The sequence below is a fragment of the Streptomyces sp. NPDC045955 genome, from assembly GCF_056430805.1.
This window is the reverse complement of record NZ_JBWKKY010000009.1, coordinates 255,123-269,392: the sequence shown is the minus strand read 5'-3', so window position 1 is coordinate 269,392 and position 14,270 is coordinate 255,123. Positions and strand designations below refer to the sequence as shown.

Sequence of the window (14,270 nt, the reverse complement as noted above, 5' to 3'; positions counted from 1 at the left end):
GGACGACACGGCGGACCGCGACACGCTGCCGCCGATGTCTGCGCGACACCTTGTTGCAACGTTTTTCCCGCCCTATATTCGCTGCGACCAGGCCCCCGGAACCGCGATGTCACCAGACGACGGAGTCGCATCATGGCCGGTACCCGCCCCATCCCCAAACCGCTCTGGAAGGCCGCCGCCCTGTCGGGCATGGCCTCCTACCTCGACGCCGGGCTGATCGTCAGCATCTCCGTCAACCTGGCCATCTACCGCGACAGTTACGACATGGGCGTGTGGATGGCCGGTGCGATCAGCGCGATCGTCACCGGCTGCATCGCCGTCGGCTCACTCGTCGGCGGCCGGCTCGCCGACCTCTTCGGCCGCCGCCGCGTCTACAACTGGGACATCTTCTGCTTCGCCCTCGGGGCGATCGTCATCACGCTGGCGCCCGACGACATCACGCTGCTGATCGGCGTCCTCGTCGCGGGCCTCGCGGCCGGCGCCGACCTGCCGACGTCCCTGGCCGTGGTCTCGGACGCCGCGCCCCCCTGGGCCCGCGGCAGGCTCGTCGCCTTCACGCAGGTCATGTGGATGCTGGGCATCACCGTCGCCATCTTCCTCGGCTTCGTCCTGTCCACCACGGGCATGACCGGGGCCCGGCTCATCACCGGACAGCTCGCCGTCGCCGCACTCGTCACCTGGGCCCTCCGCTCCCGCCTGAAACTGTCCGAGCACGACACGGCCGAGTCCGGGACGGAGGCCGCCCCCCAGCGGGTCGCCCTGAAGAACGTCTGGACGCGCGCCGCCCTGCTGCCCATGACGGCGACGTTCGTCTTCTACGTCACCTGGGGCCTGGGGGCCAACACCTTCGGCCAGTTCGGCACCTACCTGCTCGTCACCGTCAGCGACGCCTCACAGAGCCTGGCCACCGGGGTCAACCTGGCCTTCATCCCGATCGGGGTGCTGCTGACCTTCGCCTTCGTCCGGGTCGCCGACAGTCCCTGGCGCGACCGGCTGTTCCACGTGGCCGCGGTGGTGCAGATCCTCGCCTTCGTCATCGCGTCCCTGACCGCGGGCGCGCTCGTCGGCATGCTCGTCTTCTTCGTGCTCTACCAGCTCTCCAACCCCTTCGCCGGAGAGGCGAACTACAAGGTGTGGTCGCAGCTCACGCTGCCCGCGGACACCCGCGGCACCACCCAGGGCCTCACCTACGCCCTGTCCCGCGGGGTCTTCGCGGTCGCCGCGTTCTTCACTCCCGCCCTGGCCGACTACAGCCCGTCCGTCCTCCTCTGGACGATCACCGCCTGTATGACGGTGGCAGCCTTCGCCGGGGTGTTCATCATCCGCGTCCTCGTCCCCCGTACCGCCGGCGCCGCACAGGACAGAGCGGACCTGCGCGTCCCGAGCACCTGAGCCGCAGCAGACCGACAAGGAGCACCGACCATGGCAACGACCGCGGACCGCACCGCCGTACGGGCCGCCGCCCTGCACGACCTGCTCCCGCCGGTCACCCGGCGCCGCACCCGGATCGGACTGGTCGCCGGCGGACTCGGCACGTACTGGCCGCAGTTCCCCGGGCTGCTCCCGCAGCTGAAGGAGTCGGCCGCCTATGTCGCCGAGCGCTTCCGGGGGATGGACGCGGAGGTGACCGACGCCGGGTTCGTCTCCGACGCCCGGGAGGGAGCGCGCGCCGCCGAGCAGTTGCGCAAGGCCGACTGCGACCTCATCGTGCTGTTCCTGACGACGTACCTCACCTCCTCGATGGTGCTGCCGATCGCACAGCGCACGCAGACGCCGGTCCTGGTCATCGACCTCCAGCCGACCGAGAAGATGGACCACGCCTCCTTCGACACCGGGGCCTGGCTGGCCTACTGCGGCCAGTGCCCCGTCCCCGAGGTCGGCAACGTCTTCCGGCGCGCCGGCATCCCCTTCCGTTCGGTCTCGGGCTGGCTGCGGCAGGAGTCCGCCTGGCGGCGCATCGAACAGTGGATCCGGGCCGCGCACATCCGCGCCGCGCTCCGGCACGCCCGGCACGGCCTCATGGGGCACGTGTACCCGGGCATGCTCGACGTGCAGACGGATCCGACGCTGCTGTCCTCGACGTTCGGCTCGCACGTGGAGGTGCTGGAGTTCGACGATCTGCGGCACCGGGTGGAGCGCGTCACCGAGGAGGAGACCAGGGAGCGGATGGCGCTCGCCCGGCAGGTCTTCACCCTCGACGACAGCGTGGTGGAGGAGGACTTCGCCTGGGGCGCGACCGTGTCGGTCGCCCTGGACCGGCTCGTGGCGGACTTCCAGCTCGACAGCCTCGCGTACTACCACCGGGGCCTCGACGGGGAGCTGCACGAGCGGCTCGGTGCCGGCATGATCCTGGGCGCCTCCCTGCTCACAGCCCGGGGCGTGCCGGCGGCCGGGGAGTACGAACTGCGCACCAGCGTCGCCCAGCTCGCCTCCCAGAGCGTCGGCGCCGGAGGCTCCTTCACCGAGATCCAGGCACTGAACTTCGAGGACGGCGTCGTGGAGATGGGCCACGACGGACCCGCGCACCTCGCGGTCAGCGCCCGCGACCCGCTGCTGCGCGGGCTCGGCGTCTACCACGGCAAACGCGGCTGGGGCGTGAGCGTCGAGTTCGACGTCCAGCACGGGCCCGTCACCCTGCTCGGCCTGGGCCAGGACGCCGACGGCAGCCTGTCCTTCGTCACCTCCGAGGGCACCGTCGTACCGGGACCCCTGCTGGAGATCGGCAACACCACCAGCCGCGTCGACTTCGGCCGCGATCCCGGCGAATGGGTGGACGCGTGGAGCGCCACGGGTGTCGGCCACCACTGGTCCCTCGCGGTCGGCCACCACGCGGCCGACTTCAGGGCGGCGGCGAGCCTGCTGGGCATCGACCATCGTCAGGTGTGACGGGGAGACGGGGAGACGAGGAGTCGGGGAGACGGGGGCGGTGCGGCTCCCGCGACGGGGGCTCCCGCCACGGGGCGCGCCGTCGCGATGAGTGCCGCTCCGCGACGGCTGTCGCCTCCGCGAGGGGTGTCATACCGCACGGCCCCGTCGTACGACACCGAGCCCCGTCCCCAGGACGACAGCACCCCGTCGTCCGCTTCCGCCGCTGTGCCGGCCGAGGCCGAGCGGTAGGGCCACGCCGACGAGCAGGAGAGGTTCGCGCACCCGTACGCGCGGCTTTCGTCGGGGGCTCGTCACGCAGTTCCCCGCGCCGCTGAAGGGCGAACATCTGCCTTACGACACGGCGTTCGTCCGGGGCGGCCACCGGGAAGGATGAGGTGTGGGCCCCATGGCGGACGCCGCTGGAGGGGGGAGAAGCCGAAGCCCTGGCGAGACCGGCAGCGCCGCACCGCGCGTCGGCGGGCCGTCTCCCTCCGCACCGTCACGCGGGCCCGACACCCCAGGACTTGCCATGGCCTCGGCCGTGCCCTGCCTCGAAGCGCTGTCGGGTTCCGGGAAGGAGAAGCCGTGCCCCAGTCCGAAGACGCACGCCTCGTCGACCTCGAAGCACGACTCGAGCGGGAGGACCCCAGGTTCACCCGGGCCATGAGAGCCGGCCGCCCGGCCCGGCCCCGGGAGTACCGGCGTGCCGGAGCCTGGTGGGCCCTGGCCCTCGGCGTGGCCGTCCTGGGCTGCGGCATCGTCCTGGCACAAGGGCTGCTCATCGCGACCGGGCTGGTCCTCGTCGGCATGGCGGCCCAGCTGGTCGACCCGGACCCGAGCCGCCTGGGCCGGCAGAGGCGATGGTGAGTGCCGGTGGTGAAGCGCTACGGCCGCGAGCCGAGTGAGTTCGCCGCCGTGAACACCACCGACGGGGTACGTCCGGGCGACGCGCCCCGGAGCCGCCGGACCCACCGTGAGAGGACCCGAAGGACAGACGGAATCCGCGGCATCGACGGAGTGCTGATCGTGGACGAGACCGCGTGTCTGCTGGCGGAGGACGCCGAGACTCCGGCGACACGAGGGGGCGCGGCACTCCGCTCGCGGTCGTCCTCACCGGAGGCAACCGCAATGGCGTTACCCAGCCGCTGCCGCTGCTCGACGCCATCCCGCCAGTCCGCGGCCGGGTCGGCCGTCCCCGCCGCAAGCCTGCGCCACGCCCTGCTGCACACCCCCACGGCCACCGGCCTGCGGGGAACTCCCTGGGCAAGGACGAGCGGGCAGCTGTCGACCGGCTGCCCGACTCCGACCCCGCGGCCGCGCTCGCCGTCCCCCCGCTGCCGGCCCGCGTACGAGTCCGGCGCGGGCCTTCGTCGGGGCCATCATGACGGACGCCCCGGACCACAACCGAAGATCCAGCGCACAGGTCAGAGGCCCTGCGTGTGAAGTCCAGAAGGGGCCCCGCGCTCGCGAGGCCGCAGTCTCCAGTGGCCGTGTGGGAACCGATGCGGACTGACGACCGGGAGGGTCGACCCGGGCCGGTTCCGCCGTCAGGGTGGGGTCGTAACCCGTGTGAACGCCCTGGATGGTGGGACGGCCCGACATGACTGACGGTGGTGCACGTCGAGGCCGGGTCTCGTGAGCTGGCGAGGCGTCAGCGCCCGGCCCGCGACGGAAGGACTCACCGATGCGCTCTGCCCGCATGCTGCTCGCGACGGCCACGGCCACGGCCGCCCTCGCGATCGCCGCACCCGCCGCCTACGCCGAGGCGATGGGTGACTGGGACCACGACACCACTTCCTACAGCAAGGAGCACCACAAGGACGGCAAACACCACAAGCCGCACGGCGGGATGCACACGGGTGGCGGAGCCCTGACCGGGGTGACCGCGGACCACGACCAGGACCACAGCAAGGACGGCGAGCACGGCAAGCACGAGGAGCACGGCAAGCACGAGGAGCACGGCAAGCACGAGGAGCACGGCAAGCACGAGGAGCACGGCAAGCACGAGGAGCACGGCAAGGACTCCTGGCACGGCGACAAGCACCACAAGCCGCGCGGCGGGGTGCACACGGGCGGCGGAGCCCTGACCGTGGTGAACGCGGACGACGACTGGGACAACCCCAAGCACGACCGGGACGCCCTCAAGGACGGCGAGGGCGACGACTCCTGGGGCGGCAAGCAGGACGAGGACCCCTGGGGCGACAAGCACGGCAAGCACGAGGACCACGACAAGGGCTCCTGGCACGGCGACAAGCACCACAAGCCGCGCGGCGGGGTGCACACCGGTGGCGGCGCACTGGCCGCCGGGCCGGGCGTGACGGCCGGCGGTCTCGCGGTGCTGGCGGTGGCCGGCACCGGCCTGTACGCACTGCGGCGCCAGAAGGCCTCCCAGGGCACGGCATGACCGAGGCATGAACCCATAGCGCCGTGGCCGCCGCACGTGCTCCTCGCGTCGCGGCGGCCCGGCTCGTCCTCCCGCGTGCCCTGTCCGCTGCCTTGTCCGTTCCCCTGCCGTGCCCGAATGAGGTGGTCTCCGATGGCAGCCAGCCCCAGCCCCCCGTCCCCTGCCGAGCCCGGTCCCACGCCGTCGAAGCGGCGATTCCGTACCGTCGTGACGTTCTTCTGGTGTCTCGCCGCTCTGGTCCTGACCGTGAGCATGGTCGCTGGCCGTGGCGAGTCGTCGTCCGACCCCGGCGGTCCGCCGCACGCCCCGCCGGCCGTCCCCACGGCCGCGCCCGCCGCCTCCGCCGCGCCCGACGCGCCGCCCTCGTCCGCGGCGCCCCACCGGACCGCCGCGTCCGGGGCAGGACCCCAGCTGCCGCGGTCCCGGCCGGTCCGCCTGCACATCCCCAAGATCTCGGTGAACGCGCCCTTCACCGACCTCGTCATCGGCCGTTCGGGTCAACTCGAACCGCCTCCGGCCCACGACACCAACCTCGTCGGCTGGTACGCCAAGGGCGCCTCGCCCGGCGAGGCCGGAACCGCGATCGTCGCGGGGCACGTGGACACCGCGACCTCCCCGGCCGTGTTCGCCCGGCTCAGCGAACTGAGGAAGGGCGACCGGTTCCACGTGGCGCGAGCCGACGGCAGCAGGGCGACCTTCGTGGTCGACGACGCGCAGTCCTTCGACAAGGACGACTTCCCCAGCGAGCGCGTGTACGGCGACACCCCCGACGCCCAGGTCCGGCTCATCACGTGCGCGGGTGCCTACGACCGTCAGGCCCGGGACTACACCGAGAACCTGGTCGTGTTCGCCCACCTCGTCTGACTTCCGGGCCTCCGGCCTGACGTGGTGTTTTAAAGTGACTGCCACCAGTTCAGGCGACTGTGGGACCTGTGAGGTATTCGCGAACCATGACGACCGAAACGTTTGAGTTCCAGGTAGAGGCACGTCAGCTGCTCCAGCTGATGATTCACTCGGTCTACTCGAACAAGGATGTCTTCCTGCGGGAGCTCGTCTCCAACGCCTCCGACGCGCTGGACAAGCTGCGCCTGGAGAAGCTGCGGGACGACTCGCTCGACGCCGACGTGTCCGACCTGCACATCGAGATCGACGTCGACAAGGAGGCCCGGACCCTCACGGTGCGGGACAACGGCATCGGGATGTCGTACGACGAGGTAGGACAGCTCATCGGCACCATCGCCAACTCGGGCACGGCCGGTTTCCTGAAGGAACTGCGGGAAGCTCAGGACGCGGCCGGCGCCGAGGGACTCATCGGCCAGTTCGGTGTCGGCTTCTACTCCGGCTTCATGGTGGCGGACGAGGTGACGCTGGTGACCCGGCGAGCCGGCGAGAGCCAGGGGACCCGCTGGACGTCGCGCGGCGAGTCCACGTACACGCTGGAGAAGGTCGACGACGCCCCGCAGGGCACCTCCGTGACGCTCCACCTCAAGCCCGCCGACCCGGAGAACCAGCTCCACGACTACACGTCGCCGTGGACGATCCGGGAGATCGTCAAGCGGTACTCGGACTTCATCACCTGGCCCATCCGGATGGTCCCGGAGAAGGGCGACGGCGAGGACACGCCCGAGCCCGAGACGCTGAACTCGATGAAGGCCCTGTGGGCGCGGTCGCGCGACGAGGTGTCCGACGACGAGTACCACGAGCTGTACAAGCACATCAGCCACGACTGGCGCGAGCCGCTGGAGACGATCCGGCTCCAGGCCGAGGGCACCTTCGAGTACCAGGCCCTGCTCTTCGTGCCCTCGCACGCCCCGCACGACCTGTTCACGCGGGACTTCAAGCGCGGCGTCCAGCTGTATGTGAAGCGCGTCTTCATCATGGACGACTGCGAGGCGCTGCTGCCGCCCTACCTCCGCTTCGTCAAGGGCGTCGTCGACGCGCAGGACCTCTCGCTCAATGTCTCCCGCGAGATCCTCCAGCAGGACCGGCACATCCGGATGATGCAGCGCCGGCTGACGAAGAAGGTCCTCTCCACGGTCAAGGAGATCAAGACCAAGGACGCCGACCGCTACGCCACGTTCTGGCGCGAGTTCGGCACCGTCCTGAAGGAGGGCCTGGTCACCGACTCCGAGAACCGGGACGCCATCCTCGCCGTCGCGTCGTTCGCGACCACGCACGGCGAGGACGAGCCGACCACGCTCGCGCAGTACGTGGAGCGGATGAAGGACGGCCAGGAGGACATCTACTACATCACCGGCGAGTCCCGGCAGAGCATCGAGAACTCCCCGCACATGGAGGCGTTCCGGGACAAGGGCATCGAGGTCCTGCTGCTCACCGACGCGGTCGACGAGGTGTGGGTCGACACCGTCGGCGAGTACGAGGGCAAGAAGCTGCGCTCCGTCGCCAAGGGTGAGATCGACCTCGACGGCGAGAAGGACGACAAGGCCGGCGGGGAGCGGGAGAAGCAGGCCGAGGAGTACGCCGGTCTGCTCGGCTGGATGGGGGAGCAGCTGGAGGAGGACATCAAGGAAGTGCGCCTGTCCTCCCGCCTCACCGTCTCCCCGGCCTGCGTCGTCTCGGACGCGCACGACCTGACCCCGGCCCTGGAGAACATGTACCGGGCGATGGGCCAGGAGGTGCCGCGCACCAAGCGGATCCTCGAGCTCAACCCCGACCACCTGCTGGTGAAGAACCTGAACCAGGCGTACAAGGAGCGCGAGGACCGCTCGGGCCTCGTCGAGTCCGCCGAGCTGCTCCACACGCTGGCGGTGCTCGCCGAGGGCGGTCAGCCCAAGGACCCGGCTCGCTTCGTCAAGCTCGTGGCCGACCGCCTGGAGCGCACGCTGTAGGCAGGGGGAGGATCAGCGGGGGCCCGGGGCGTCCGCGGCCCGCGCGCCGGGCGGGGTCGGGCCGGTGCCCGGCCGGACGATCTCGCCCTGGACCACCCGCGGCGCGGGGGCCGTCCCGGCCTCCTCGTCCCTCGCGGCACGGGCCTCGGCCTTGAGGATGCGGGCGGACTTGCCGGCCGACCGGGCCAGTTCGGGCAGCTTCCTCGCCCCGATCACGGCTATGACGACGATGAGGATGATCGCGAGCTCGCTCAGTCCGAACATGGTGTCCTGTCCTTTCTCGCCCGGGCCGGGCACGGCGCGAGCGTATCGGGCGCGGAGCCCGGTGTGACCCCCGCCTCGGTGGGGGCGCCCGCCGGATGCCGGAGCAGATGGGGCGGCATGCCGCGGTCGAGCAGGGCCTGCCGCCAGGCGAGCCGGGCGTGCTCCACGCGGTCGGCCCGCCGGCCCAGGGCCGAGCACAGCGGCGCGCCCAGGGCGAGGAGGCCGGTCACGGCCGCGACGAGTGCCAGGGTCCAGCCGGCCGCGACGAGCGAGCCGGGCAACGGGCCCGGCGCGCCGGCGACCTGGAGCAGGCAGCCGAGCAGCAGCAGGGCCCCGGCGGACGCCCCCGCCACGAGCGGCGTGAGCACCGCGAGGGCGGGCAGCAGACTGCCGGCGGCGGGCGGGCGCCGCGCGTCCTGGCGGGCGGCCGTTCGTACGGCGAGGTAGGCGCGGTACGGCTCGCCGGCCGCCGCCGTGATGTCGTCGGCGTGGGCGAGTGCGTGGGCACGCAGGTGCGCGGCCGTCCGGCCGGTCGGGTCGGCGCGCACGGCGCCATGGATGTCCGCGGTGCGCAGCGCCTGGTCCAGTACCGCTTCGAAGTCCGCGCGGTCCTCGGGGCGGAGGCGGGGCGGATCGGCCACAAGGTCTCCTTGCCGGTTGCTGTGTCGGGCGTTGATACAACGCATTTAAATCTACAGAACTGTAGAAGTGGGCAGGTGTGGGTCCCGCAGATCTATACGATGTCCGCACGGGCACGGCAGGGCGGCGAAGGGAGGCAGGGCGGTGACGGATCCCCGGCAGCGGCCCCGGCGGGGGCAGGGCGAGCTGGAGGCGCTGGTGCTGTCGGCGCTGCGGGAGGCGGACGGTCCGGCGACGGCCGGCTGGGTGCAGGAACGCCTCGGCGGCGACCTCGCGTACACGACGGTGATCACGATCCTGACCCGGCTGCTGGGCAAGGGCGCGGTCACCCGGGCGCGAGTGGGCCGGTCCTTCGCCTGGACGCCCGCCTCGGACCAAGCGGGCCTGGCCGCCCGGAAGATGCGCAAGGTGCTGGACGCCGAGAGCGACCGCGAGGCCGTGCTGGCGAGCTTCCTCACCGGCCTCGGACCGGACGACGAACGGCTGCTGCGCGACCTGCTGGATCAGGCCCACGGCGAGGAGGAAGGCTGAAGCACTCGGCGAGCCGGAAGCCGCCGCCGACGGTGAAGCGGCCGAAGGCGACGAAGCCCTCGCTCTCGCCGCCCTGATGCTCGGCCTCGACCCGGGCCACCAGCTCCAGGGTGATGTGCTCGATGTCGAAGTCGGCTTTGCCGCCCCCCAGTCGGACAACCGGTGAGTGTGCCGCCGGGCCGGACGGGAGCCGGGCCGAGGACCGTGTCGACCGTGGGGCCGCCCACACCGAGCGTGCCGAGCAGTCGTTTGAACACCATGGTGGCGTCTACTCCTCACATGCGTGTACGGACGTTCTACAAGCATGTAGAAGCGTAGGGGATGCGCAACGAACGTGATCTCGCGCGTCGGTTGCGGAGGAGAACAGCTCACTCCTCCGCAACCGCACCCGTCATCGTGCGATTCAGCCCACGACCCGGCCCAGTTCGATCCGGTCGATGTTCGGCGCCCAGGCGCTCGCGTTGCCGAACGTCACCTTGTTCGCGCCCTTCGCCAGTTCGACCGGGACGCCGACGGTCCAGTAGTCGTCCCAGCTCCAGGTGTTCTTGAAGGTGACCTTCACCGGGTCCGCGGTCCCGACCGTGATGTCCGCCGTACGGGACATGATGTCCGTGTTGTAGGCGTGGCCGTTGTCGCGGCGGTCGTTGTGCGCGTAGTGGACGACCAGCAGGTAGCGGCCGGACCGGGGCGCGTCCACCGTGAACTCGGCGGTGCTGGAGGGGCTGTTGCCGAGCCAGCCGATGTACGAGCCGGCGGACGCATGCGGGGAGTCGACGAGCTTGGCCCCGCCGGCGAGCGTGGCCTTGGCGCCCTCGTAGGAGAGGGTGCCGGCGGCCGAGCCGTCGCCGGAGACGTCGAGGGAGCGGACGGCGGAGTGGCCCGACGTCACCGCGATCCGGTTGTTGCCCGCGACCAGGTAGAGCCGCAGCGGGCGACCGGGCGCGGCCGTGACCGTCTCCCCGTGCAGCGAGAGCCTCACCGCGGCCGAGGTCCGCGGCACCACCGTGTAGTAGCCGTCGCGCGGGGCGTAGACGTCGAACACGGCCTTGTCACCGGAGCGCAGCACCAGGGAGCCCGTGCCCACACCGGCCGACGAGGTGTAGTCGTACGACGGCTTGCCGCTGATGTCCGCCAGCGTTGCCTCGTAGGAGGCGGAGAGCGCGCCCGTCCGCGCGGTCAGGTCGATCCGGTCCAGGGTGACCTCGGCGTCGCCCTTGGACAGGGTCAGCTGGTGCGTGCCCGCCTCGAGTTGGACACGGACGTCCTTCTTGGCGCGGTACGTCCAGTTCTCCGTGGAGGGGTAGGTGACCGTCACCGGGTCGCCGCCGTCGACCGACAGCTTCTGCGTGGCGGGGCCGCCCGACTGGTTGCCGTACAGGATCGCCAGGTCGTACGTGCCGTCCTTAGGTACCTTCACCGAGAAGGCGACCTTGCTGCCGGGCTGGTTGAGGGAGCCGACGTCCTTGGTGCCGGAGGCCGCGTAGCCGTTGGCGTTCTGGACCGTGCCCTGCGTGTAGACCTTGCCGTCGATGATGGCCGCGTCCTCGGCCTCGTACGACGCCGACCACGGCACGGAGACGGCGGACGGGGTGCCCGAGCCGCCGGGGGTGAGGACGACCCGGTACGCCGACATCTTGTGCAGGCCGCGCAGCGGGACGGTCACCGAACCGTCGTCGGCCACCTTCACCTTGGTGCGCGCGAGGACCCGCGGCGCCGCGTGCTGCCCCTCGTATCCGGACCAGGCCGCCTCGGCCACGGTCGCGGTGACCGTACGGCCGAACACCGACCGGGGGACATCGCGCACGACCACGTCCGAGTCGCCCGCCGAGCCGCCGAGCAGGATCTGCGCCTGGCGGCGGGAGGTGTCGAGGGAGGCCAGCCCCTGGAGCGTGTCGATGGTGTCGGGCTGCGGCGGCGTCACCTTCACGGTGTTGCCGGTCATGCCCGCGTACCAGCGGAACAGCCACCAGCCACCGTTGGGGATGTTGGAGCGCACGACGTGGCCGCTGAGGTTGCCGGCGGCGTCCCAGTAGGCCATGTTGGCGTACACCTTGTTGCGCTCGAACATCGAGACCCACTGCACGAGCTGTCCGGGCACGGACAGGTCGCGGCGGTTGGCGTACTCGTCGATGTTGATCTTCAGCGGGGCTATTCCCGCCTCGCGCTCCAGCTTGCGGTAGTCGTCGTAGTGCGCCTGGAAGTCGCGCAGCGAGCCGGAGCCCAGCTCGTGCCAGGTCATCACCTGGGGCAGCACGTTCTCGCGCTTGGCGAAGGCCAGGAAGTCCTTCAACAGGCGGGTGTGGTACGCGGCTTCGTTGGGACCGGCGATCCTCGCGTCCGGGTCGATCGCGCGGATCCGCTGGTACACCGTCTTCCAGTCCTTGAAGAACCGGTCGCGGTTCTTCTCGTACTGGGCCTGGTCGGCGACATCGAGCTTGTACCAGATCTGGTCCGGCTCGTTGAACGGGATGTAGACGAAGCGCTCGCTGTTCGGGTCGGCCGAGACCTCCTTGACGATCTTGTCGACCTTGGGGAGGTAGTCGTCGATGCCGAGGTCCTCGTAAGGCCACTTGGCGTAGATGTCCTGCATCATCACGTTGATCTCGCCGCCGCCGTTGCGGAAGAACGACTTGGAGACGGTGAGCGCGTCGCCGTTGGGGTGCTGGGCGCCGCCCTCCGGCTTCTGCGAGATGCTGGTGATCTTCAGCGGCTCCATCGCGGCGTCGCTGGGAACGCCGTCGTCGCTGAGTCCGTACAGCGAGCCGTTGGCGCCGAGCATCACCGGGCCCTCGGAGGCTTTGAGGTCGACGGTGAGGCGCTGTGGATCGGCCGCGGCGGCCGGACCGGCCGCGGGGAGGGTGCCTGCCATGGCGGCTGCTCCAAGTAGTGCTGTGATCAAGGCGGTTCTGGTACGGGACCTCGTACCGGCTCTCGTGCGGGCGGGGGTGATCACGCTGCTGGACCTCCAGTCACTTCACGGCTCCACTGGTGATTCCGGACACGATCTTTCGCTGGCCGACGAGGAACACGGCGACCATGGGCAGGCTCATCACCACGACGTACGCGAAGACGAGATGCCAGTTGTTGAGGTAGAGCTGGGCGCTGGCGACCTGGTAGAGGTTGAGCGGCAGGGTCGCCCGGTCTCCGCCGCCGAGGACGAAGAACGCGTAGAAGATGTCGCTCCAGGCGTAGAGCATCACCATGATCGTCGCGGTGGCGATCACCGGCCGGAGCAGCGGCAGGACGATCCGCCAGAAGATGCGGGACGGGCTCGCCCCGTCCATCCGGGCCGCCTCCTCCAGCTCCATGGGGATGGCGCGGATGAAGCCGGTCATGAAGAAGATCGACGTCGACAGGTACATCCCGGTGTAGACGGCGATCATGCCGGGGCGGGTGTTGGAAAGGCCCAGTTGCCGCAGCTCCATCACGATGGTGATGACGGCGGGCGGCAGCAGCAGTCCGCTGATGCACAGGGCGTACGCCGCCGAGACCAGCTTCGACTTGCGGCGCGCGAAGACCCAGGCGGCGCCCGCGCCCAGGATGAGCACCAGGACCACCGAAGGCACCACGACCAGAAGCGAGTTGAGGAAGCCGCGCAGCATCTCTCCCTGGCTGACGGCGTCCGCGTAGTTGCTCGCGGGCTGCCACTGCCGGGGCAGGTCCAGATTCGGCTTGATCGCCTCGGCCTGCGGCTTGGCCGAGGTGACGGCGACCAGCCACAGCGGCACACCCACGGCCAGCGCGGCGAGCAGGACGACAAGGGAGGGGCGGCCGTACCGCCACACCGCGGTCACAGCAGCTGCTCCCTTCGCCGGAGCCCCACGACCAGCGGGATCGCCACGGCGACCACCACCAGGAACAGGACGAGGCTCATCGCGGACGCCTGCGCGTACAGGCCCTGCCCGAAGATCCGGAACATGTAGATGTTGAAGACCTCCGTGGAGGCCGCGGGACCGCCGCCGGTCGTGGCCTGCACGATGTCGAAGGTGTTCATCGAACCGATCAGCGCGGTGGTGACGTTGAAGGTGACGGCCGGGGCGAGCATCGGCCAGCGCACCGACCAGAAGGTCCGCCAGGGCCCCGCGCCGTCGCACTTCGCGGCCTCCAGCATCTCGCCGGGAATGCCCTTGAGCCCGGCCAGGTAGATGAGCATCGACAGGCCCATCCACTTCCAGCCGTGGATGAGCGTGACGATCACCAGCGTCCAGGTCGTCGAGCCCAGCCACGGAACGTCCGTCCCGAGAACGGAGTTGACGGCCCCGTCCTGGTCGAGCAGCGCCTGGAAGACGTAACCGGTCGCCAGCGCCGAGATCAGCACCGGCAGGAAGAAGACGGCACGGAAGAACCGGTTGAAGCGGCTGTCGTCCTCCAGCAGCAGCGCCAGCACGAGCCCGAAGCCGTTCTGGAACAGCGCCGCCAGCAGCGCGTAGACCAGGGTCGTGCGGATCGCCCGCAGCAGCGAACCGTCCTCGGCGATGGTCCTGAAGTTGTCCAGGCCCGTGAAGGCGATGTCCGCGTGGTACGAGGACCAGTTGGTGAACGGGTAGTAGAAGTTCAGCAGGTTCGGCACCAGGAAGAAGCCCGCGAAGACGACGATCGCGGGGAGCGCGAACCACCAGGGGTGGTGCACGGCGGCGCGCGGGAGCCGTCCCACGCCCTTCGGTGCGCCTTGTGCAGTCGGCTGCTTGCGCGTACGTACGACCGTGTCCGCCATG

Annotated in this window: 12 protein-coding genes and 2 pseudogenes; 8 read left to right on the top strand and 6 right to left on the bottom strand. The window is 70.5% G+C overall.

Annotation, left to right across the window (positions count from 1 at the left end; all coding sequences use genetic code 11):
- The first annotated feature begins 132 nt into the window (after positions 1-132).
- From AC07F0_RS20890 to htpG, 7 genes and pseudogenes are all read left to right on the top strand, one after another.
- Positions 133-1,392 (top strand): MFS transporter, encoded by a 1,260-nt coding sequence (locus AC07F0_RS20890; RefSeq protein ID WP_478980818.1) that lies wholly within the window; start codon positions 133-135, stop codon positions 1,390-1,392.
- Between the two features lie 30 nt (positions 1,393-1,422).
- Positions 1,423-2,886 (top strand): arabinose isomerase, encoded by a 1,464-nt coding sequence (locus AC07F0_RS20885; protein ID WP_478980816.1) that lies wholly within the window; start codon positions 1,423-1,425, stop codon positions 2,884-2,886.
- Between the two features lie 567 nt (positions 2,887-3,453).
- Entirely contained in the window at positions 3,454-3,735 is a 282-nt protein-coding gene (locus AC07F0_RS20880; RefSeq protein ID WP_478980815.1) for a DUF3040 domain-containing protein, read from the top strand.
- Positions 3,736-3,956: 221 nt separating this feature from the next.
- Positions 3,957-4,109: pseudogene (locus tag AC07F0_RS20875) on the top strand (IS5/IS1182 family transposase); the annotation flags it as partial.
- A 443-nt stretch (positions 4,110-4,552) separates the two neighbouring features.
- Positions 4,553-5,272 carry a hypothetical protein gene (locus AC07F0_RS20870; RefSeq protein WP_478980814.1) on the top strand — a complete coding sequence of 240 codons (720 nt, stop codon included), beginning with the start codon at positions 4,553-4,555 and terminating at the stop codon, positions 5,270-5,272.
- Between the two features lie 132 nt (positions 5,273-5,404).
- Positions 5,405-6,136 carry a class F sortase gene (locus AC07F0_RS20865; RefSeq protein ID WP_478980812.1) on the top strand — a complete coding sequence of 244 codons (732 nt, stop codon included), beginning with the start codon at positions 5,405-5,407 and terminating at the stop codon, positions 6,134-6,136.
- 86 nt (positions 6,137-6,222) lie between these two features.
- Positions 6,223-8,121, top strand: coding sequence for a molecular chaperone HtpG (htpG, locus tag AC07F0_RS20860; protein ID WP_478980811.1), 1,899 nt, complete (start codon positions 6,223-6,225; stop codon positions 8,119-8,121).
- Positions 8,122-8,133: 12 nt separating this feature from the next.
- Here the strand turns inward: htpG and AC07F0_RS20855 are convergent, their stop codons facing one another.
- Both AC07F0_RS20855 and AC07F0_RS20850 read right to left on the bottom strand, forming a co-directional pair.
- Complete coding sequence (locus tag AC07F0_RS20855) at positions 8,134-8,385, bottom strand: twin-arginine translocase TatA/TatE family subunit (protein WP_478980809.1); 252 nt, start codon at positions 8,383-8,385, stop codon at positions 8,134-8,136.
- Complete coding sequence (locus AC07F0_RS20850) at positions 8,373-9,026, bottom strand: hypothetical protein (RefSeq protein ID WP_478980808.1); 654 nt, start codon at positions 9,024-9,026, stop codon at positions 8,373-8,375. Before AC07F0_RS20850 ends, AC07F0_RS20855 begins: the two co-directional genes overlap by 13 nt.
- 142 nt (positions 9,027-9,168) lie before the next feature.
- Here AC07F0_RS20850 and AC07F0_RS20845 point away from each other — a divergent pair, with 142 nt between their 5' ends.
- On the top strand, positions 9,169-9,555 hold the full coding sequence (locus AC07F0_RS20845; RefSeq protein WP_478980806.1) for a BlaI/MecI/CopY family transcriptional regulator: 387 nt from the start codon (positions 9,169-9,171) through the stop codon (positions 9,553-9,555).
- A gap of 7 nt (positions 9,556-9,562) precedes the next feature.
- Here AC07F0_RS20845 and AC07F0_RS20840 read toward each other — a convergent pair.
- The 4 genes and pseudogenes from AC07F0_RS20840 to AC07F0_RS20825 all read right to left on the bottom strand — a co-directional run.
- Positions 9,563-9,815: pseudogene (locus AC07F0_RS20840) on the bottom strand (sporulation protein); the annotation flags it as partial.
- A 143-nt stretch (positions 9,816-9,958) separates the two neighbouring features.
- The gene (locus AC07F0_RS20835; protein WP_478980804.1) at positions 9,959-12,424 is read right to left on the bottom strand and encodes a CBM35 domain-containing protein; all 2,466 of its coding nucleotides are present in this window, start codon (positions 12,422-12,424) and stop codon (positions 9,959-9,961) included.
- A 100-nt stretch (positions 12,425-12,524) separates the two neighbouring features.
- Entirely contained in the window at positions 12,525-13,349 is an 825-nt protein-coding gene (locus AC07F0_RS20830) for a carbohydrate ABC transporter permease (RefSeq protein ID WP_086851056.1), read from the bottom strand.
- Complete coding sequence (locus AC07F0_RS20825) at positions 13,346-14,269, bottom strand: carbohydrate ABC transporter permease (protein ID WP_436730412.1); 924 nt, start codon at positions 14,267-14,269, stop codon at positions 13,346-13,348. Before AC07F0_RS20825 ends, AC07F0_RS20830 begins: the two co-directional genes overlap by 4 nt.
- Between the last annotated feature and the right edge of the window lies 1 nt (position 14,270).

What these genes read in the sequence shown, in the direction of transcription:
- AC07F0_RS20890 (WP_478980818.1), top strand. Translation starts at nt 133, where the DNA reads ATGGCCGGTACCCGCCCCATCCCCAAACCGCTCTGGAAGGCCGCCGCC.
- AC07F0_RS20885 (WP_478980816.1), top strand. Translation starts at nt 1,423, where the DNA reads ATGGCAACGACCGCGGACCGCACCGCCGTACGGGCCGCCGCCCTGCAC.
- AC07F0_RS20870 (WP_478980814.1), top strand. Translation starts at nt 4,553, where the DNA reads ATGCGCTCTGCCCGCATGCTGCTCGCGACGGCCACGGCCACGGCCGCC.
- AC07F0_RS20865 (WP_478980812.1), top strand. Translation starts at nt 5,405, where the DNA reads ATGGCAGCCAGCCCCAGCCCCCCGTCCCCTGCCGAGCCCGGTCCCACG.
- htpG (WP_478980811.1), top strand. Translation starts at nt 6,223, where the DNA reads ATGACGACCGAAACGTTTGAGTTCCAGGTAGAGGCACGTCAGCTGCTC.
- AC07F0_RS20855 (WP_478980809.1), bottom strand. Translation starts at nt 8,385, where the DNA reads ATGTTCGGACTGAGCGAGCTCGCGATCATCCTCATCGTCGTCATAGCC.
- AC07F0_RS20835 (WP_478980804.1), bottom strand. Translation starts at nt 12,424, where the DNA reads ATGGCAGGCACCCTCCCCGCGGCCGGTCCGGCCGCCGCGGCCGATCCA.
- AC07F0_RS20825 (WP_436730412.1), bottom strand. Translation starts at nt 14,269, where the DNA reads ATGGCGGACACGGTCGTACGTACGCGCAAGCAGCCGACTGCACAAGGC.